This is a genomic window from Salmonella sp. JXY0409-18 (genome assembly GCF_020268625.1).
In the GTDB taxonomy this organism is placed as follows: Bacteria; Pseudomonadota; Gammaproteobacteria; order Enterobacterales; family Enterobacteriaceae; genus Salmonella; species Salmonella enterica.
On record NZ_CP084216.1, the window covers coordinates 1,092,370 to 1,113,012 of the forward strand.

Genomic DNA, 20,643 nt, shown 5'->3' on the forward strand with positions numbered 1-20,643 from the left:
TTTTATTTCTCTACTCCTGTTTTGTAAAACCTCCGTTCAGTAGGCGCATTCTGCCCCCCTTCCCGGATTTACTGGCAAAGCGGAGCTCGGACAGAGAGTCATATTGCAAAATCCCGTTTCCGTTTTTTTATTACCAGATTTTTGTGGTCGAAAGATTGCCTTTTCCTTAATTGAATGATAATTATTATCATTAGCATATGATAATAATTACTATATAGACGTAACCTGGCAAGGATGTGAGCTTGAGGGCAACAGCGCTACTTTAGACATTATTTAGGGAATGGGTATGAGAGTTAATAAGTTCCTCTGGTTAATAACCGTGGTTTCTACAGGGGTTAATAGTCCATTATCAGCAGCAGAATCTACTGACGACAACGGCGAAACGATGGTGGTTGAATCCACCGCCGAGCAAGTATTAAAGCAACAGCCGGGCGTTTCGATTATTACTCGTGACGATATTCAGAAGAATCCTCCCGTTAACGATCTTGCCGATATTATTCGTAAGATGCCTGGGGTTAATCTTACCGGCAATAGTGCCTCGGGAACGCGCGGAAATAACCGACAAATTGATATTCGTGGTATGGGGCCGGAAAATACCTTAGTGCTGATTGACGGCGTGCCGGTGACGTCGCGAAATTCGGTTCGCTATAGCTGGCGCGGAGAACGCGACACCCGTGGCGATACGAACTGGGTGCCGCCGGAGATGGTAGAGCGTATTGAAGTGATCCGTGGGCCCGCCGCCGCGCGCTATGGCTCCGGTGCCGCTGGCGGGGTGGTGAATATCATCACCAAACGCCCCACTAATGACTGGCACGGCTCGCTGTCGCTCTATACCAACCAGCCGGAAAGCAGCAAAGAAGGTAACACCCGGCGGGGTAACTTTAGCCTTAGCGGCCCGTTGGCTGGAGATACGTTGACGATGCGCCTGTACGGTAATCTCAACAGAACCGATGCCGATAGCTGGGATATTAACTCCTCCGCCGGTACCAAAAATGCCGCCGGACGGGAGGGGGTCACCAATAAAGATATTAATAGCGTCTTCTCATGGAAAATGACCCCGCAGCAAATCCTTGATTTTGAAGCGGGATACAGTCGGCAGGGGAATATCTATGCCGGCGATACGCAAAACAGTACTTCAAACGCGGTTACCAAAAGTCTGGCGCAGTCCGGGCGGGAGACCAATCGCCTGTACCGGCAGAATTACGGTCTAACTCATAACGGCATCTGGAACTGGGGGCAAAGCCGCCTGGGGTTCTACTATGAAAAAACCGATAATACCCGCATGAATGAGGGGCTCTCCGGCGGCGGCGAGGGGCGTATTACCAACGACCAGACGTTCACCACTAACCGCCTGACCTCGTATCGCACCAGCGGCGAGGTGAATGTCCCGGTGATATGGCTATTTGAGCAAACGCTCACCGTCGGCGCGGAGTGGAACCGCGATGAGCTGAACGATCCTTCCTCTACCAGTCTGACGGTTAAGGATAGCAATATCGCCGGGATTCCCGGTTCGGCGGCTAACCGTAGCAGCAAAAATAAATCGGAAATCAGTGCGCTGTACGTTGAAGATAATATCGAACCCATGGCCGGTACCAATATTATTCCGGGTCTGCGTTTTGACTATTTGAGCGAATCCGGGAGTAATTTTAGTCCCAGTCTTAACCTTTCCCAGGAGTTAGGTGAATACGTCAAGGTGAAAGCCGGTATTGCCCGGGCCTTTAAGGCACCGAACTTGTATCAAACCAGTGAGGGGTATTTACTCTATTCGAAAGGCAACGGTTGTCCAAAAGATATTACGTCGGGCGGCTGTTACCTGGTTGGTAATAAGAACCTCGATCCTGAAATTAGTATCAATAAAGAGATTGGGCTGGAATTTACCGTAGACGATTACCACGCAAGCGTAACGTATTTCCGTAACGATTATCAGAATAAGATTGTCGCAGGTGATCAGATTATTGGCAGAAGCGCATCTGGCGCTTATGTATTGCAGTGGCAGAACGGCGGTAAAGCGCTGATTGAAGGTATTGAAGCCAGCATGGCTGTTCCGCTGATGCCGGACCGTCTGAACTGGAATACCAATGCGACTTATATGATCGCTTCTGAGCAAAAAGATACCGGTAATCCCTTATCGATAATCCCGAAATATACGGTGAATACCTTCCTCGACTGGACTATCACCAGCGCGCTCTCCGCTAACGTCAACTGGACGTTATACGGCAAGCAAAAACCGCGAACACATGCGGAGTCGCGTAGTGAAGAGACCAAAGGATTGTCCGGGAAAGCGCTGGGGGCTTACTCACTGGTCGGCGCTAACGTTAACTACGATATCAATAAGAACCTGCGTCTTAATGTCGGTATCAGCAATATCTTCGATAAACAGATCTATCGCTCCGCCGAAGGGGCAAATACCTATAACGAACCGGGTCGGGCTTATTATGCCGGTGTGACGGCCTCGTTTTGATGGGTTATGCCCGCCGCTGGCGGGCATATTCTGGCGACGGGTTAATGGCAGCGTGGTTCTTGGCTTGCCGGTTCGCGACTGATATCCAGCAATGCACTACGAAAAGAGGCGTTAAACATGGGCCCGTGGCCCATGCCCGGGTAATGCTGCAGGGCCGCGTTAACGCCGTTGTTCTCAAGCGTTCTCACGGTCTCCTGAACTTTTTGCAGGAGCTCGGCCATCTGGCGTTGCCTGCTATCCCCATTCGACGCTGAACCTTCCATTATGATGAGTTTTTTATGGCAGAACGGCGACGGCTTCACTGTCGTAAGGCGATTCAACAGGGCAAAGTTATCCCTGCTGAGTGACGGGCTGGCGCTGTAATAGATATGAAAGAAGGATGACGACAGCCAGGAGTCCAAAACGAACAGGCCGCCATAAGAATGTCCCCATACCCCGCGCCGTTCGGGGTTGATGGTTATTCCTTGTTCCACCTGCGGCGCGATATGTCTCTCCAGTAGCTGGCGGAACGCTGGCCCGCCGCCGGTTTTACGATGAAAACGCGGGTTATTTTCACTGCCATCGCGATCGATTCCCGGCGCCGGCGTATAGTCATAAGCTCTGCCGTTAAGATCAAACGGCAGGTTAGTCTGATAGCCAATCGCCACAATCACCGGCGGCGAGTGGTCTGCCAGTTGTTTGAGCAGCGCCTCCGGCAGCCTGTCCATCACTGCGTTGCCGTCCAGCATATATAAGACAGGATAACCCGACGGCGGGGCGGCTTTATTGGGAATAGCGGTCCATACCCGGTAATGTCTTGCGCCATCAGCAGATTGAAAGTCATTGACCCTAAAATGGTAATATCCCGAACCTTTATCAGCAATATTCGGCCCTAATGGCTGCATATCCGGCTGCGCATAACTCAGCGCGCTAAAACAAAAACTCACTAAAAATAGCGCCATGCGATAGCACTTGTTGTGGTACTGGCGACCATACATCGGATGTGATTCCTTTTTGGCAGGTGAAGTTTTATCGGGGCAGTAGACGTAATCCGTCAATCAGCGCGCCGCGCCACCAGGCATAATCGTGACCGCCGGTGTACACGCTGCAATGGCTTTCGACGCCGGCGGCGCGCAATTTTTCATGCAACTGTTTGACCTGCGGGACCGTCGAACCTTCCAGCGATCCCACGCACAGATGCGTACGTACGGCTGGCGAGGGCGCGGATAACACATGTTCGCTGACCCATGAACGCTCTTCTGCGCTGAAATGGTCCGGGCGATTGCGGTTGTCCGGCGTCCACCACATTGAGGGGGAGTGGCTCAGCACCAGGCCGAAGCTCTCTGGCGCGTGGCGGGCCGCCATCAGCGCGGTCACGCCGCCGAGGCTTTGCCCTGCCAGCACCGTTTGTGTACGGTCCGCCCACCGCCGTTCCGGGTATTTGGCGCGAAGGGCTGGCAGCAGGCGTTCGGCAATGTCGAGCACCAGCTCGCGGCGACCGCCGAGGATTGCGACGCGTTCACGCGCGTTGATGTTATCAATGCCGAGTACGGCCACCGGCGCGATGCGTCCGCTGCGGATGGCAGCGTCAATGGCGGCACTTACCCCAAGATGGTCGAACCAGATCTCGCCATCCGTGAGTACCAGTAAGCCCAGCGGTTGTACGACAGGAACGTCAGGAAGATACAGCCGCACACGGCGACGTTGTCCGGCGAGCCGATGTTCTGAGGTGAAAAGCTGCCCGGCGTAAGCGCGACAGCCTGACCACTCCTCCTGTGCCGGGGCGTGATCCAGCGCCAGAACGGATTCCTGCGCATTGCCCCGAACATTTATTCCCGGCGTGCTGTTCAGCGGGTCCGCCTTCCCGACAAGGGAGGCGAAACGGCTTCCAAGCTGCAACACCGTCTCGTCCGGGGTTTCCGGTGGTATTTCGACCATCGTATAGGAACCGCAGTAGGACGCTGGTAAGCGAAGCGTCAGATGCCAGATATCCGTTGTGGGCAGTTGCGTCATCATACCTTTCGCCACGTTATCTTTATCGGTGACACGGTTCAGGCGAACATAAACCCCCCGCAGAGGAGAGGCGGCACGCCACAGGAAGGTGACTTCCCGTTCATCGTCTGCGCCGTTAATGGCTGTCACCAGCGGCAGCGCGAGCGAGTTTGCTTCTCGCCAGAAGTGAGAAGCGTCAACCTGGCTTCCGGCGGCGAGTTGGCGGCGAAGGCGCGTAGCGGTCTGTATAGCGACAGGAGCGACGGGCGGGCTCAGTCTCATTCTTTGTATTCCATCTCATTTATATTTCGGTCAGTATCAATAGCTAAAGCGGCTGTTACAGGAACAGCCGCTTGCGGGCTTTCTTTTGCGTAAATCGTGGCGATAAAAACTATCCTGTGACCTCTCCTTGCGTATCGCGTGTCTGGCCGACGCTGTCCCGCCACAGACGAGCATACAGGCCATGAGCCGCTATCAACTGCTCATGGCTACCATATTCAGCGATACATCCTTTATCGATTACGACAATAACATCGCAGCGGCGAGCGGTGGTCAGCCGGTGCGCGACGATAAGCGCGATGCGTTTCTCGGTATGCGTCACTCCGGTAAGCGAGGTTATTAAGCGCTCCTCGGCGCTGCGGTCGATACGCGCTGTCGCCTCGTCGAGCAGCAGAATGTGCGCCTGCGCCAGTTGCGCGCGGGCGAGGGCAATCAACTGACGCTGGCCCGCGGACAGATCCGTGCCGCCGTTATTGACCGGAGTACGAAACCCCAGCGGCAGATGTTGCACAGTTTCAAAGAGTCCCGCCCGTCGCGCCGCGATCTCCACCTCCGTGTCGCTGCTGTCTGGCCGCGAATAGCGGATATTTTCGGCAATATCGCCGCTAAATAATGCGACATCCTGAGTGACCAGCCCCGTCTGGCGACGATAATCACTAAGCGACGCGGCATCAATTAGGCGCTCACCGACACGGATTTGCCCGCTGCCGGGAGAGTAGAGCCCGGCCAGCAGTTTGATCAGCGTCGATTTGCCGGCGCCGCTACGTCCGACCACCGCGACTACCGTTCCTGGCGGAATGGTGAGCGAGAGCTTATCAAGCACAGGTTGCGTTTTTTCGGGATAGCGGAATGTCAATGCCTCCAGACGTAGCGCGCCGCCAGTGCCAGGCGTTATGGAGGACGGTTCAATATTCTCCGTTTCCTCAGTCGCCAATAGCGCATTGATATGTTTGCCGCTGGCGGTCGCCTGCTGCCAGGAATCAACAATGCCTGACAACTGCTGTACCGGGCCATAAAATTGGCCCAATAGCAGGAAGAACGCCGCCAGTATCCCGGGCGTCATTTCGCCTTCGGCGACCCGGGTCGCCCCGATTAAAAGCACGGCGGCATAGGCGGCCTCGGTGCAGAAGGTCAGGAACGGAAAATAAACGGCAAGGTATTTTTGCGCCCGCACGCGGGTGGCGCGGAAGTTGTCTGATAACGCCCGTAGCCTGGCGGCTTCCTGCTTCTGTTGGCCGTGTGACTGCACTACCCGCATACCGGAGACCTTTTCCTGAAGCGTACTGTTCACCTTACCAATTTCCAGCCGTGCCTGGGCGTAGGCAGGCGAGCTCAAACGGCGGTAAATCCACGTCGCCAGCATCACTACAGGCACGGCGCTTAATGCCGTTAATGCAAGAATGGGGTCAAGCCAGAACATTGCCGCGGCGATAGCGACCATCGTCACGATGCTGGTGGCCGCGCTGGCAAGACCGTTTTGCAGAAATCGGGCGAGTGAATCAACGTCGACGGTCATGCGAGTAAGACGCGAGTCGATGTGTTTCTCGTGCCAGGGAAGACTCAGGCGTAGCAGGTGGCTGAAGCTGCGTAAGCGTACCGTATGCTGTACCGACTCTGCCGCGCGGGCGGCGAAGATCGTTTGCAGCGCATAGCAGCACCAACCGATCGCTACCAGGCACAGCGCGAGCAGGGCGCATATGCCAATAGTCGACATATCCCCTGCGGCAACGCCTGAGTCAATACCGCGCTGCAAAAGCACCAGCACGCCAACGCCTGCGGCGGAATCAAGCGCGATAAGCAGGGCGGCGTTGACGAACATCCAGGCTACTGGCGTCAGCAGCGATGAGACTTGACGCCCGTGGCCTGCCAGCGCCATCTGTACGGCGCGTTCCGGAACGCGCGTCATCCGGTCGACAAAACCTTTTCCGGCGGGGGGCTGGCGCTCATGCGCGTCGTCGGATTTTACCGTCGGCGTTGTTGGCCATAGCGCACGTTGTTCCGCCGGGGCGAGGGCGAGAAAATCACCCTCGCCGCTCATCAGCGAGCGAAACGTCGGACACCTTGCATCCAGCTCCGCCTGGGTACCGATATCCACGACGCGGCCTTTATCCAGCACGACGATCCGATCGGCTAACTGCAGTGTTGAACGGCGGCGTGCAATCACCAGCAGCATATGCTCATTATCGGCATAACGACCAAGAGCCGTGTTAATTTCCGCTTCAGTACCGGCATCGACCGCCGAGGTGGTGTCATCGAGAATCAGCAGTTCCGGCGCGGTAATCAGTGCCCGGGCTAGCGCAATACGCTGGCGTTGGCCGCCGGAGAGGTTGCTTCCGCGTTCGGCCAGTCGGGTGTTGAACCCCTGCGGTAGCGCATTGATGAACCCGCTGGCGCCTGCGGCATCGGCGGCGCGTCGAATGTCGTCCTGAGTCGCTTGCGGGTGCCCATAGGCGATGTTTTCCGCCACCGTACCGGCAAACAGAAACGCGTCTTCAAACACTACGCCAACGCGACGACGAAGCGCCGTCAGTTTCAGGTCGCGAATATTCTGTTGACCCGCAGTGGTGTTGAGCCACACCCCGCCAGAGGTGGGATCGTAAAAGCGCGCCAGCAACATCAGCAACGTTGATTTCCCTGAGCCGGATGCGCCAACCACTGCCACGGTTTCACCGGCGTGAATGGAAAACGAGATCTCATTGAGGATACGGTTACCGTTGTCGTAGTGGAAACTCATCTTCTCCACGTCCAGCCCGATAATCTGACCTTCAACCGACTCAGTACCGTCTTCCATGCGAGAACGCGTGTCGATAAGCGCGAAGACGCGCTCCACCGACGCCTGTGTGCGCTGTGCGATAACCAAAAACGATGCCAGTACGCGGGTAGGGCCGGTCAGCATAGCGAGAAAACTCGCGAACGCAACGAAGGTTCCCAGATCGATGCGCCCATTCATTACCGACCAGCCGCCATAGCACAGCAGGACGATCTGCCCTATCACCGGTAGCGCCAGCATGGTTGCGCCCGGCATCGCCTGCGAGATAGCGGCGCCGATGCGTACCCGCACCATCTGCCGCGATTGACCATCGAGCCAACGCGTTTCGCGCAACTCCGCCACGCAGGACTTCACCACTGAGATCTGTTCCAATACTTCGCGCATATGCTCCGTCATGTGCGCCAGCCGGTCTGAGGCAAGCCCCGTTTGCGCGAAAACACGGCGACGGGCGCGCAGGGCGGTAATAGCAAGGGCGGCCAGTACGCAAATCACGATAAGCGTCATGGATGGCGACATCCATAGCATCACCGCGATACCGGCCACATAGTAAGTGAGCACCGCCAGCGGCACCGGACACATCTGTAGCAAGGTGTGTACCTGTTGAAGATCGCTGTTGGTACGCGAAATGACCTGCCCGGTACGCAAGGCGTCCTGGCCTGCGCCGTCCAGTTTTTGAATACTGTCGAACGCACGGCTACGTAACGTATGCTGAACCCACAACGAGAGTTCTCCGGCATAGCCGCGGCGCACGTAATTCCCGATAAAATCAAAAAGGGCAATTAATAGCAGGCCGCAGGCAAGTAACGGCAGGCGGGTCGTATCGCCTGCTATCGCGTCATTGACGGCCTGACGCGTTATTAACGGCGTCAGCGCAGCCAGTAAAATGGTCGATACTGATGCTACGATGACAATGATACTCAGTGTTTTACGTTCCCAACACACGCGGGCAAGGCGAACTATCCAGGCACGAGCGGGCATGGGGGAATGAGTCGCGGGCATTAAGCCTCCTTATCGGTGAAAGATGAGATATGGCGACACACGCTGGGTTCAGCCGCCACATTGTCATTGCGCTGCCGCGGTTAGCCGTGTTGCAGCATGGCGATCAGTTTTTTTGCCACCTCGGTCGGGCAAGGCTGGGCCGCCATTTCCGCCGCGACCTCCTGCGACGCCTCGCGAAGCGCGTGATTACCGAGGAAGGTATTGATCATGCTGCTCGTAAGCCCGCTCTTACCGGGAATAATTCCGCATCCGCGCTCGACCACGGCGCGGGCATTGATGGGTCTGTCGGCACCCTGACCAAAGACTATCTGCGGAATGCCGGCATGTAGCGCCGTCAGGGTGTTGCCTGCGCCGCCATGGTGGATAAAACCGTCGGCGCCGTTAAGGAAAACGCCCATCGGAAGCCAGTCGACCAGACGGACATTCGGCGGCAGCGAACGTAAATCCGAGCGGGCGTTTGCCGGAAGATGCAGGATGATTTCGGCATCTACTTCGCCGGCAGAATCCATTACCCAGGAAATCAGATCCAGGCCATCCACCATCGGTTTGACGGTGCCGAGGCTGACCAGAAGACGCTTGCGATCAGGTGTACGTTCCCACCATTCTTCCCAGACGGCGCCGCCGTTATACGGGACGTATTGCATGGAGATAACCGGCTCTCCGTCATTTTGCAGTATGCTCATGCTGGGCGGTGTGACGTCTATCCACGCCAGATCTCTTGGTGGCGCGCTGACCCCATGGCGGCGGTAGGCGTTAGAAAGTGATTTCGTCACGCCTTTGATGTGCCAGGGCGTATGACCGAAGCCGACGGTTTGCATCACTACCGGAATGTCATACTTAGCGGCAATCAGTGGTCCAACGACCCCAAGGGGAGGGTAGACGATGAGATCTGGTCGCCACTGCCCGGCGAACGCGACCAGCGGGTCAGTCATCTCTTCGCTGAAGAATGAGAAGTTCCCCATTTTTGTTCCAATGTTATTTTCTTTTCGTAATGCCTCCTGACGGCGATAACCCGCTTCCGAATCGAAACCAGGCGCAGCGTCAAATACCACCAACCCAGCTTCGGCTGCTTTCTGTGCAAATTTTCCACCGCTTGCAATCAGCACTTCATGGCCATTAACACGAAACGCTTGCGCCAGGGACAGCACAGGGTATAGCAGTCCATACAGTGGTGGACCGACAAACAGAATACGCATGAGAAATCCTCTCTCTCCACGTCATAAATCGAACAAGTCGTTAATGAGAATGATAATAATTACCAATATCATTTGTAAAATGCAATAACTAATACGACACTTGATCATGTGATGATTTTTTGCGTAAAAATCGGGAAAGAGGAGAGCGTTAAGCGGTGAAGTTTGGTTTCAGGCTTATTTACGCGCGTATGGTCGCACAGGCAAAGCGCCAGGATTGGGGAACTGGATTCGCATACCAGACGCCCGTGGATTATTAATGATAACTTTGCAAATAACCTTTCAGACAATGAGGTAAACGTACCGACAACAAGGTAACGGGAAGCGTAGGTAGTAGTATTGATAACGCGTTGCGGGGCAATTTAATGGTGTCCGGCGGCAGATCGTGCTCTGTGCAGATTTTACGGCGTTAAATCTCGTATCACCTGCGAGCCTGGACTATCTCTGTGGTATCAACTCTGTAGTAATTTTGTCCCCTTCGTCTTCATTAACCAATGAAACCGGCTTTAACGTCACCGTTCGAATGTTACGAACGAACAGCTCCTTATGCGGAATATCGTCACCGCTCTGCGATTTTTATAGCGCATTAGCCACACGATTTATTGGTTCTTGAAAACCAAGGTTTTTGATAAAACAATCTCCCATGAGAAAAGCGACTAAAATTCTTCTTTATCTGATGTAAAGGAGAAAATCATGGCTACTATTGGGTATATTCGGGTGTCAACAATTGACCAAAATATCGATTTACAGCGTAATGCGCTTACTAGTGCAAATTGTGACCGCATTTTTGAGGACCGTATCAGTGGCAAGATTGCAAACCGCCCCGGCCTGAAACGAGCGTTAAAGTATGTAAATAAAGGCGATACTCTTGTCGTCTGGAAATTAGACAGACTGGGCCGCAGCGTGAAAAACCTGGTGGCGTTAATATCAGAATTACATGAACGTGGAGCTCACTTCCATTCTTTAACCGATAGTATTGATACCAGTAGCGCGATGGGGCGATTCTTTTTTCATGTAATGTCAGCACTGGCCGAAATGGAGCGAGAATTAATTGTCGAGCGAACCCTTGCCGGACTGGCTGCCGCCAGAGCGCAAGGACGACTGGGAGGGCGCCCTCGGGCGATCAATAGACATGAACAGGAACAGATTAGCCGACTATTAGAGAAAGGCCATCCTCGGCAGCAATTAGCTATTATTTTTGGTATTGGCGTATCCACCTTATACAGATACTTTCCGGCAAATCGTATAAAAAAACGAATGAATTAAAATAAAAATTACAACAGGATGGATATAACATTTTTGTAATACAGACGTATGGCATGAATAAACCGAAAGGGTATACGAAAAAGACAGCATCTAATAAAAAAGAGAAAAAATTCAACGCATTAACATATATAGTATAACACACTCACGATAAAGCCTATGTTATATCCAGCTATAGACGACATCGCTCAAAACACTACCAGACGCAGTGTTCACATAGAAAGGCTTTTTAATCAAACTGTTAGATGTAAGCATTTACGGATAGAAAAAGTAGTAAAGTTTATGCCTTAAGTGTCGATAACCTGGATGACACAGGTAAGCCTGGCATAACATTGGTTATCAAAAACCTTCCAAAAGGAAAATTTTATGGCACAAGTAATCAACACTAACAGTCTGTCGCTGCTGACCCAGAATAACCTGAACAAATCCCAGTCCGCACTGGGCACCGCTATCGAGCGTCTGTCTTCTGGTCTGCGTATCAACAGCGCGAAAGACGATGCGGCAGGTCAGGCGATTGCTAACCGTTTTACCGCGAACATCAAAGGTCTGACTCAGGCCTCCCGTAACGCTAACGACGGTATCTCCATTGCGCAGACCACTGAAGGCGCGCTGAACGAAATCAACAACAACCTGCAGCGTGTGCGTGAACTGGCGGTTCAGTCTGCTAACAGCACCAACTCCCAGTCTGACCTCGACTCCATCCAGGCTGAAATCACCCAGCGCCTGAACGAAATCGACCGTGTATCCGGCCAGACTCAGTTCAACGGCGTGAAAGTCCTGGCGCAGGACAACACCCTGACCATCCAGGTTGGTGCCAACGATGGTGAAACTATCGATATCGATCTGAAGCAGATCAACTCTCAGACCCTGGGTCTGGATTCACTGAACGTGCAGAAAGCGTATGATGTGAAAGATACAGCAGTAACAACGAAAGCTTATGCCAATAATGGTACTACACTGGATGTATCGGGTCTTGATGATGCAGCTATTAAAGCGGCTACGGGTGGTACGAATGGTGCACCTAGTGTAACAGGTAGTGCGGTTAAATTTGACGCAGATAATAACAAGTACTTTGTTACTATTGGTGGCTTTACTGGTGCTGATCTCGACAAAAATGGCGATTATGAAGTTAACGTTGCTACTGACGGTACAGTAACCCTTGCGGCTGGCGCAACTAAAACCACAATGCCTGCTGGTGCGACAACTAAAACAGAAGTACAGGAGTTAAAAGATACACCGGCAGTTGTTTCCGCAGATGCTAAAAATGCCTTAATTGCTGGCGGCGTTGACGCTACCGATGCTAATGGCGCTGAGTTGGTCAAAATGTCTTATACCGATAAAAATGGTAAGACAATTGAAGGCGGTTATGCGCTTAAAGCTGGCGATAAGTATTACGCCGCAGATTACGATGAAGCGACAGGAGCAATTAAAGCTAAAACCACAAGTTATACCGCTGCTGACGGCACTACCAAAACAGCGGCTAACCAACTGGGTGGCGTAGACGGTAAAACCGAAGTCGTTACTATCGACGGTAAAACCTATAATGCCAGCAAAGCCGCTGGTCATGATTTTAAAGCACAGCCAGAGCTGGCTGAAGCAGCCGCTAAAACCACCGAAAACCCGCTGCAGAAAATTGATGCCGCGCTGGCGCAGGTGGATGCGCTGCGTTCTGACCTGGGTGCGGTACAGAACCGTTTTAACTCCGCTATCACCAACCTGGGCAATACCGTAAACAACCTGTCTGAAGCGCGTAGCCGTATCGAAGATTCTGACTATGCGACCGAAGTTTCCAACATGTCTCGCGCGCAGATCCTGCAGCAGGCCGGTACTTCCGTTCTGGCACAGGCTAACCAGGTCCCGCAGAACGTGCTGTCTCTGTTACGTTAATTTATTTCGTTTTATTCAGCCCCGTGAATTCGGGGCTTTTTCATTCAGCATAGATGAATATATCTTTATGGAATGTATGGCTGTAAATGATATTTCCTACGGGCGAGAGGCTGAAATATGGCCGCGGGATTATTCTATGCTTGCTCGTCGAGTTCAATTTCTACGCTTTAATGATATCCCTGTCCGATTGGTGAGTAATAATGCACGGATAATCACAGGCTACATTGCGAAGTTTAATCCGAGGGAAAATTTGATTCTGGCTTCGGATAAACCTAAAGGAAATAATCGCATTGAAGTTAAATTAGAGTCTCTGGCAATTCTTGAAGAATTATCAGGTAATGACGCTTTTAATCTTTCGCTGGTGCCGGCTGACGAATTTAATCTTCAGCAAGATACTCCATCAAGAAGAGATTATTTCTCGATTTGCAATAAGTGCTATAAACAGGGAGTCGGTATCAAAATCTATATGAAGTATGGACAGGTTTTGACTGGCAAAACGACAGGCGTAAATGCGTGTCAGGTTGGTGTGAGGAAACCCAATGGCAATCATATGCAAGTTATGTTTGACTGGGTGAGCAGGATCACGTCTTCGGACTACGCTGAATAACGCATACGGTAATAAAAAATTCCGTCAGAAAATATTGATCCTGGAGGACAGAGACCATTCGACAGCGCATAGATAGTTTCGCCGCTGCTCGTGCCACTACGGCCAGGACGCTTAAAGCAGCTGACAGAAAAGAATTGATCATTAAGCTTCGCAAAGAAGGTCTGCTGAATCTTCGTAAATCTATGGATACCGTAGCCCAACATCCTGGCGTCTCACGGGCAACTGCTTATCTTTATGCTCGACAGTCTGACTGCGAGCTTTGCCCCAGCCAGGCAGGACTCTCAGTGAGTGTTCTATTTTCTTTGACTCTCGTATTCCAATTCTTTCGGGAGTTATTGGTGAGACTTTTGGCGTTTTGCCCTGTCACCCATTGCGTCATTTGACGTCAATGCCCGTGAGGCTCTCAGCAATCCTCACCAGGCGGCAATAGATGTAAAAAAGCCCGCAGGGCTTGTGCCGTGCGGGCTTTCTGTACTTCACCGGACGTATCCGGATCATCATTTGGTGCTGGCGTCCCTAAAATATATTATATAATATATTGATATTTATATATTTAATAGAAACATATCTTACCTTGGGTCCCATGAGGGAACCATAAACTTGAGCCACCGCCTTCGCATGGTTCCTGCAAGCTTGGTTATGTTAAAATAATAAACTCCTTAACACATTAACTGTGAATGTGGTGGGGCTCGTAGCGTCTGAACACTGAGGGTGTAACGAAAGCTGCTCTATAGCAACTACAATGAGATGTACTCCAATTGCATTGTAATTCATTATAAAAAAAGGCAAAAAATGCTTGGCTATTAATCACCTTTCGAGTTATTCATTCACTGTGTACTGGCTCACTAAAGTTGTCCATTTGAGCAGATGGTATACTTTGTACGTTCGTGCTCGAAGCGGCCAGTTGGCAGAGTAGCGATATTGGTCGTGAATTTAGGGTATATGAAAACGTAGTAGAACGCAGAAGCAGATAACAATCGAGTCTAAAATGCGCTCCTACACAAAATTTCGCGCTGGTTGACCAGTAGTAGATCGATTCCAGATTTTGCATAGCCATACGCACTTCAGTTTTGGTTAGGGTTTTTATGGCACCTGAGCGAAAAACGGACATTAGTATCGACTGTGAGTTCGCATACTAAAGCCATTCAGGACTATGATATGTCTTTTAAACCACTGGTAGTAGAGTCATGATCATAGGGGGTTAGACATACGCAACATGATGAAATAATTGGATATTACAAGTAAAATAGGTATTTGTAACCAAAAAACGCATTCTATTCAACACAGAATGAGTTAGAAAACTAGATGAAGGTGTGGCCAGCTTCTCAACATCAGGTGTGTAAGTAACACAAACCGTTTCGGTTAAGCTACAAACAGTAAGTGACTACTCTCAACTGGACCTGGAAGCCCCATCTCATTCCAAAGAATGGTTAGGTCTTAAGCAATTCTGTTAGCATAAGTTTAAGCAGTTAAGCCGATTCCAAATCTAGCGAAATCACATTATTGGTAACATAAGATTTTATCTTACCAATAATGCGTAAGTATTTCGAAACTGACCACATTAATGTTTTATCAGATCAATAAGTTTCCTTCAATTCTTTTTTCTCTATCATCTTTAAAAGATCTAACTCATCCCACTTGACAAACCAGTAGCATTGGAGCATTGATTGCAAATCATTCTCAATCTCAGAGTGGGTTCTTAGATTTTTTGGCTCAAAAGACTTTAGATATCTTATATATATAAATCTTCTTGTTTTTATTGATACAAATGGACAAGACATTACATCCAAAAATAAATGTGCCTTCTCCGAAGACTGTAACAAATCCATATCTGGACATAGTAATTCTATAATTTTTCTTTCAACTATACTCTTAAGTGCCTGAAATGAATTTCTATTCCTGAAATAGAATAATAAGGATATGATTGTAAAGTAATCTAATTTCTTTTGGTGCAAAATCCCATCAAAAAAAGATTCACTTACCAGGTGGTTATCCCCAAAAAACGTTGCTGCCAAAATTAAATTGACCTTTTCAATGGATATAAAATCATCTATAAATAATCCATTGTCATTATCACCAAAATTGATATTTTCAGCAGTATTTACCAATGATGTCATAAAAATATTACTATAATCACTTGAAATCCCTTTCAAATAATCATTAATAATGATCATTGATTTAGATAATTTGTACGAGGATGATACTGTTGGATTAACGCTAAAAAAGAATAACATTAAATCAGATAGTGTAAATATTACATCTTTGATTTTTTTAAATTCTTCATCTTTATTTTTCTCAAAAGAAAAGTGATGGATAAGTGCTATTAATCTTTTAGACAGTGAGGATAACAAATAGGACGATACATCTGAATAAGAAGCCTGACTATCTAAGCATATAGACTTAATGTTATTAATCATATATACTTTCAAATCATGCTTATTTCTTATCTTATTAAGAACAATATTGCCGTCATGCTTTTCGTATAATTTTGATTCCAAATTTTGAATTAACTCATTAACTTTGATAATAAGTCCTGTTTTGCTAGTGCAGAATGGTCTTGAATATTTTTTGAATTTATTTTTATTTAGTTGGAGATTAAACTCATTTAATTTCACATTAATAGTTTTAGAAATTATTTCTGCATTCGATTCATTATTGCAAAACACAATAAAATCATCAACATACCTTAATATCACATAGTCTTTTTTATTTTTCCACCCATGCTCATCCATAAGATCCAACTCAATATTATTGTCGATTCGTTGGAAGATCAATTCGGCAAATATTCTACTAAATTCAGAGCCTATTGGGATGCCATTTGTTTCATTATTATTACTTCGCTGCATCAATGTATCTAATTCTTGACCAAACTGATTACTGTTAGTTACATGCTTGCGAATGTAAGCTTTATTTTTTAAAGCCCACGACACTGAGTGAGTATAGATACTATCAAAACAATGTGATACATCCAGCATCCACATTATAGAGAATCTTTTTTCAAGTTCAAAGAAAGATTTACTTTGGAATAATTTATATATTCTATTGAAACCACCATACGAAAAATATGAAGAAGAGTACTTCCTCATTAATTCATCCTCAGTAGTTTCAATATCCTCCCCTTTATATCTTTCCGCTCCATTCTTCTCATATAAAAAGAATGAATTGGCAACTTTCTTAGGATATCTTATTGAATAATTACTCTTTGATGAATTGTAGGTTATAACTGATGAATAATTTTTGTAAAACTCACAATAATTAAGTTGAGATCTCGGATGAATTAAAGAAAGACGTCTCAAGCTAAAAGAATCTTTAACAATACAGTAACCGAAAGGGAAGCTCTGTTTTTTCCTTTTCTGCTCTCTTTCATCAACCGTAATAGACAAGTCCAACGATGGGTTAATTATTTTTTTTAAGAAAGATGAAAGAGGAGTAAAATCTGTTGATGTTTTATAGTTAACATCAAAATATGCCAAATTAGCATAAAGCCCATCATTTGAGAAAATAATCGGACAGTCTGCTGGTTGGGTATCACACAACAAAGCTCTGGTATAATCCTTTTTATCAAGTTTAATATTCTTTTTTAGAGCCATATTTTAGTAATCTCTGTATAACGTTGAAAATTATATTTCCTATAAATTCTTGCAGAAAAACCTTTCGTAAAATTATTTCGCAATAATTCCTTTCTTTGGTTTATACTTAAAGAATGCTTGGCAACACTATTCAAACGCCCTCTATTTGACATTACACAATAAATTAAAAAGTTATCCAGTTGCTTTAGTGTCTTGGAGTTTTCGTCAAGCCGAGCGTTGCTATAATATATTCCGGTGCTAATTTTGGTCTTCTCAGTTGAACTCAGTGATTTAATTTTTCTGTTTAAATCTCTATTGCTAGTTAGAAAAGAAATCCTGTCTAGTAATAGCTTATAATCACCATTATTCTTAAATGCATAAAAGGCTCTTGATATTCTTGTTTTTATTTTTTTCAATCGACCGCTTGATAGGTCAATAATTATCTTTCTATATATGATGTTTACTGTATTCTTTGCTAATGGTGTATCTATAACTGCAAAAGAATAACCAAGGAAATCAAATTTATGGAGTAATTTATCATTATTATTATCCCCTTTACTTCTTTTAGGAATTAAAGGGGATATGTTTAGCTTGTTTTTATTTAGTTTCAAACCGTTAGGAAGGAAATCCACTACCTGTTTCATAAAGGTCTTTTGGTCTTCATTCCCACTTGAAATAATCACCATGTCATCTACAAACCTGGAGTAATAAAATACTTCTGGATGTCGATTGATATTGCGATCAAACTCTGACAAATATAATTCAGATAGCATTGGACTAATTTCAAGCCCTCTAGGTAAGCCTTGTGTGGCATGAATACGCTCACAAGCTTTAAGATACCATTCTAGCAGGTTTTTAGTATGCCTGGATAGTCTCGACTCATCATGCATATATTTAAAAAGCTGGGGCAACTGGATGGACTCAAAAAAAGACTTTATATCTAGCCGATAAACCCTAAACTGTGTGCCTTCTCTAAGATAAAGCTTCAATTCATCAATTATTTTATTTCTTTGTTTAGGCAAAAGTGATTCCAGACACTTCAGATTGGAATTGCAATGCCTCAGTATTAATTTTTCTTTTAAATTCGATGCGGAATAAACACAACGCCCCTTGATGTTTAATTTTTTGACACTGACTCCAGAACGAAAATTTTCATTGGCAATTAATACTGCATCGTTAATTAATGATTCTAATTTTTCGCTATTTCCTTTGCTAAAATAATAGGCTTTCTCACTTTCGCTTAAATTACGTTTAAGTGCTGATGAAGTAAATGGCTGCCGGTTCATTAAAGTCTCACAATACAACGTTTTATGCTTTTTTATAACTCTTTACACCGCTAGGTGCAATCATATACTTGCCTGATACTAAGGAACCGTCCACTCTTGGTACTTAGTTGAAGTTCCAAAGCAACGTTAGCTTGCATATGCTGGAGCTACCGACCTCTCTGTTGAAGGTGTTTGGCATCCTGCCCTGTGTCGAGCGCTTAAATTGCAATCAATCAAGCTCACAAATCAAACAGTCTTTACTTTTCTCCGATTCTCTAGTGGGTTAGCGTCATAGCCTAAGCCAGATAAACCTGAGATATGTAAGGGGTATGCGCCTCTGAGTATGATGGAGACTGTATCTATGAAAAACTGGTCGCGAGAGCACAATCAGGAGATCAGAACCTGGTTTGATATCGATAACTACCGGGCACTGGAAAATTGTACTCTTTATGCTCTTTACTACGAACTTTGGGCGAGGGCTCTGCTTTACAAGCCTGGGCCGAGTGATGAGGAGAAGAAGGGGCTGTGGCAGTATATGGTCAAAATTTTCGATGGAAGGCCTCTCCTTTTCGATGAAACGTCACTGGATTTCGAGGCGGATTATGACTGCCTCTACAACCCTCCTCATGTGTTCTTGACGGATATCACCAGACTGGCGCAGCTCGGCGTTTCTGCACTGTCAGCAGAGCTCTTTACATGGGATGGCGGAGATGTTTACGGCGTTAACTTACCGCACCATCAGGCCTATGTGTCTGAGGTGATGGCGCCGTTATGTGAAAATACCGTAATGCTAGAAATTGATCTCGCGAGTGGCACAGATGATGAGATAACCGCCTCCATAAAATCGGTACTCCCTCAATGGCGAAAGATTAAGAATGTCACGATAGATCAATCCGGTGTGGTTAGGTTTGGGTATGGGACAATCAAAAAAATCATCAGCTATCGCTTGGTGGCAATGCTGGATATCTTACTTTGGGCAAAAAGACACGAAGTGAGAATTTCAGATGATCGTCTTTCCCGCCTTTTGTATACCGACGACGATGATGAATCTGTCGTTCGTCAGCAGAACCATATAAAAGACTCCGATCGACCCCTTGCGATGAAAGCAGCCACAATCGACTTTATCAAGCAGTTCAATCTGTTCATTAACCGTAACGCTCACATTAAAAATATGAGAGTTTCGGACGTGATGAAACTCGCGGATTCTGGCTGAGATGAATTTTTGGATCTTTACATCTTTGGTACAAGGACAGCCCTGCAGACAGGAAGCACGCTCCTTTTTTGTTGGGATCAGCCTTACAGTGGTTTCAACGAAACGAAGAAGGGGTACTAAATATGAAAAACAATCAACCAACCCGCCTTATCCGTCTTCCTGAAGTCCTGCAGCGTACGGGCTATGGAAAGGCCTGGATTTATCGTCTGATTAGCGAAGGACGGTTTCCTGCACCAGTAAAGATTGGCGCCCGCGCAGTGGCTTTTGTCGAGAGTGAGATAGACGAGTGGATTGATGCGGTCATTAACAGTTCAAGATCTCATGTAGCGTAAACAAGAGGGATAAAAATGAACATAAGTGATTTTGAGCAGTACGAAGGCTATTGGGAAATTATTGATGATAACCTTTTTGACGAAATTTTTTATATTGATCGTATTGAAAAACTGGAGCCAACTGAAAAGGTCATGGAGGCCATTGAGTTGCTGAGTCGTTTATTTACTGACGACAGAATGGAAATGCTGGAAGAAGTCCGTCAAATGAATATGCTTGCTCAGGCTGATATATTTGATTTGTGGTTTGATATAATAAAATCACGGGATTACGTAGAAGGAGTAGCGAAAGCAGTGATCTATTATAGTATTGGTATGCCTGTGTGAGTCTTACAGAGTAAAGTTTAGGAACGGAGTCTTAAACTTTACGGAAGTGACAATGAATGGTGTTGTTCTTCATTCAATTTATTGGGGGATATTGCGGGAATGAAAAATCATAGCCCTGTAGATTACTATGTTGGGTCTGTTTTCAGAAATCTAAAGTATGCAGGGTTAAGGATATACTGATATTTAAACTCTGTACGCGCAATTGTGTTCGCATCAATCAATGCATTGATAGCCCGATAGAACCGGGCGGGTGTGATATGTACGCCTTCCTTCAGCGCCACTATTTTTGCACGCTGAAAACTCAGATGTATAATGCGGTTGACAGGTTTTTTTCGCGGCAATGTGTGTGAGAAGGTAAAATGCTTTAGCTGTTTCTTCGTTCTGCTTTCTTTTCGCTGATGCGTGTTTATCTGTAAGAAGGTATGAAGGGCGTTTTTGTTCCATAAATGATCCTCTTTTTTTATTATAAATGAGTCCTCAGTTAATGTGCAGGTGAGAGCCATGATTACT

The 20,643-nt window shown here is 47.4% G+C and carries 14 protein-coding genes and 1 pseudogene; 8 read left to right on the forward strand and 7 right to left on the reverse strand.

What is annotated here, in order from left to right:
• Positions 1-286 precede the first annotated feature (286 nt).
• The gene (locus tag LDB27_RS05285; RefSeq protein WP_001530963.1) at positions 287-2,461 is read left to right on the forward strand and encodes a TonB-dependent siderophore receptor; all 2,175 of its coding nucleotides are present in this window, start codon (positions 287-289) and stop codon (positions 2,459-2,461) included.
• A 41-nt stretch (positions 2,462-2,502) separates the two neighbouring features.
• Here the strand turns inward: LDB27_RS05285 and LDB27_RS05290 are convergent, their stop codons facing one another.
• From LDB27_RS05290 to iroB, 4 genes are all read right to left on the reverse strand, one after another.
• Positions 2,503-3,438: an alpha/beta hydrolase gene (locus tag LDB27_RS05290; protein ID WP_000274359.1), complete on the reverse strand. Its 936-nt coding sequence runs from the start codon at positions 3,436-3,438 to the stop codon at positions 2,503-2,505.
• Positions 3,439-3,469: 31 nt separating this feature from the next.
• On the reverse strand, positions 3,470-4,714 hold the full coding sequence (locus LDB27_RS05295) for an esterase family protein (protein WP_001239938.1): 1,245 nt from the start codon (positions 4,712-4,714) through the stop codon (positions 3,470-3,472).
• 109 nt (positions 4,715-4,823) lie between these two features.
• Positions 4,824-8,480: a salmochelin/enterobactin export ABC transporter IroC gene (gene iroC, locus LDB27_RS05300; protein WP_001111825.1), complete on the reverse strand. Its 3,657-nt coding sequence runs from the start codon at positions 8,478-8,480 to the stop codon at positions 4,824-4,826.
• 80 nt (positions 8,481-8,560) lie between these two features.
• Positions 8,561-9,676: a salmochelin biosynthesis C-glycosyltransferase IroB gene (gene iroB / locus LDB27_RS05305; RefSeq protein ID WP_023230705.1), complete on the reverse strand. Its 1,116-nt coding sequence runs from the start codon at positions 9,674-9,676 to the stop codon at positions 8,561-8,563.
• A gap of 690 nt (positions 9,677-10,366) precedes the next feature.
• Here iroB and hin point away from each other — a divergent pair.
• From hin to LDB27_RS05325, 4 genes and pseudogenes are all read left to right on the forward strand, one after another.
• Positions 10,367-10,939, forward strand: a complete 573-nt coding sequence (gene hin / locus LDB27_RS05310) for a flagellar phase variation DNA invertase Hin (protein ID WP_000190917.1) — start codon at positions 10,367-10,369, stop codon at positions 10,937-10,939.
• A gap of 363 nt (positions 10,940-11,302) precedes the next feature.
• Complete coding sequence (locus LDB27_RS05315; RefSeq protein WP_000079792.1) at positions 11,303-12,823, forward strand: FliC/FljB family flagellin; 1,521 nt, start codon at positions 11,303-11,305, stop codon at positions 12,821-12,823.
• A 67-nt stretch (positions 12,824-12,890) separates the two neighbouring features.
• A complete protein-coding gene (gene fljA, locus LDB27_RS05320) occupies positions 12,891-13,430 on the forward strand; it encodes a phase 1 flagellin gene repressor FljA (protein ID WP_000389002.1) in 540 nt (179 codons plus the stop codon).
• A gap of 27 nt (positions 13,431-13,457) precedes the next feature.
• Positions 13,458-13,678: pseudogene (locus tag LDB27_RS05325) on the forward strand (helix-turn-helix domain-containing protein); the annotation flags it as partial.
• A 1,329-nt stretch (positions 13,679-15,007) separates the two neighbouring features.
• Here LDB27_RS05325 and drt3b read toward each other — a convergent pair.
• Entirely contained in the window at positions 15,008-17,020 is a 2,013-nt protein-coding gene (gene drt3b, locus LDB27_RS05330; protein ID WP_001185451.1) for an antiviral reverse transcriptase Drt3b, read from the reverse strand.
• Positions 17,011-18,285, reverse strand: coding sequence for an antiviral reverse transcriptase Drt3a (drt3a, locus tag LDB27_RS05335; RefSeq protein WP_001530977.1), 1,275 nt, complete (start codon positions 18,283-18,285; stop codon positions 17,011-17,013). The genes drt3b and drt3a overlap by 10 nt, the downstream gene beginning before the upstream one ends.
• A 340-nt stretch (positions 18,286-18,625) precedes the next feature.
• On the opposite strand from drt3a, the gene LDB27_RS05340 reads away from it, so the two are divergent.
• From LDB27_RS05340 to LDB27_RS05350, 3 genes are all read left to right on the forward strand, one after another.
• Positions 18,626-19,477 (forward strand): DUF6387 family protein, encoded by an 852-nt coding sequence (locus LDB27_RS05340; RefSeq protein ID WP_000800626.1) that lies wholly within the window; start codon positions 18,626-18,628, stop codon positions 19,475-19,477.
• 122 nt (positions 19,478-19,599) lie between these two features.
• On the forward strand, positions 19,600-19,809 hold the full coding sequence (locus LDB27_RS05345) for a helix-turn-helix transcriptional regulator (protein ID WP_000794735.1): 210 nt from the start codon (positions 19,600-19,602) through the stop codon (positions 19,807-19,809).
• Positions 19,810-19,824: 15 nt separating this feature from the next.
• A complete protein-coding gene (locus tag LDB27_RS05350; protein WP_001026702.1) occupies positions 19,825-20,133 on the forward strand; it encodes a hypothetical protein in 309 nt (102 codons plus the stop codon).
• A 213-nt stretch (positions 20,134-20,346) separates the two neighbouring features.
• On the opposite strand, the gene LDB27_RS05355 is transcribed toward LDB27_RS05350, so the two are convergent.
• Positions 20,347-20,577, reverse strand: coding sequence for a hypothetical protein (locus LDB27_RS05355; RefSeq protein ID WP_157747415.1), 231 nt, complete (start codon positions 20,575-20,577; stop codon positions 20,347-20,349).
• Between the last annotated feature and the right edge of the window lie 66 nt (positions 20,578-20,643).

Coding starts and splice junctions, on each gene's coding strand:
- LDB27_RS05290 (WP_000274359.1), bottom strand. CDS start 3,438: ATGTATGGTCGCCAGTACCACAACAAGTGCTATCGCATGGCGCTATTT.
- LDB27_RS05340 (WP_000800626.1), top strand. CDS start 18,626: ATGAAAAACTGGTCGCGAGAGCACAATCAGGAGATCAGAACCTGGTTT.
- LDB27_RS05345 (WP_000794735.1), top strand. CDS start 19,600: ATGAAAAACAATCAACCAACCCGCCTTATCCGTCTTCCTGAAGTCCTG.
- fljA (WP_000389002.1), top strand. CDS start 12,891: ATGGAATGTATGGCTGTAAATGATATTTCCTACGGGCGAGAGGCTGAA.
- LDB27_RS05295 (WP_001239938.1), bottom strand. CDS start 4,714: ATGAGACTGAGCCCGCCCGTCGCTCCTGTCGCTATACAGACCGCTACG.
- iroC (WP_001111825.1), bottom strand. CDS start 8,480: ATGCCCGCGACTCATTCCCCCATGCCCGCTCGTGCCTGGATAGTTCGC.
- drt3a (WP_001530977.1), bottom strand. CDS start 18,285: ATGAACCGGCAGCCATTTACTTCATCAGCACTTAAACGTAATTTAAGC.
- iroB (WP_023230705.1), bottom strand. CDS start 9,676: ATGCGTATTCTGTTTGTCGGTCCACCACTGTATGGACTGCTATACCCT.
- LDB27_RS05355 (WP_157747415.1), bottom strand. CDS start 20,577: ATGGAACAAAAACGCCCTTCATACCTTCTTACAGATAAACACGCATCA.
- hin (WP_000190917.1), top strand. CDS start 10,367: ATGGCTACTATTGGGTATATTCGGGTGTCAACAATTGACCAAAATATC.
- LDB27_RS05285 (WP_001530963.1), top strand. CDS start 287: ATGAGAGTTAATAAGTTCCTCTGGTTAATAACCGTGGTTTCTACAGGG.
- drt3b (WP_001185451.1), bottom strand. CDS start 17,020: ATGGCTCTAAAAAAGAATATTAAACTTGATAAAAAGGATTATACCAGA.
- LDB27_RS05315 (WP_000079792.1), top strand. CDS start 11,303: ATGGCACAAGTAATCAACACTAACAGTCTGTCGCTGCTGACCCAGAAT.
- LDB27_RS05350 (WP_001026702.1), top strand. CDS start 19,825: ATGAACATAAGTGATTTTGAGCAGTACGAAGGCTATTGGGAAATTATT.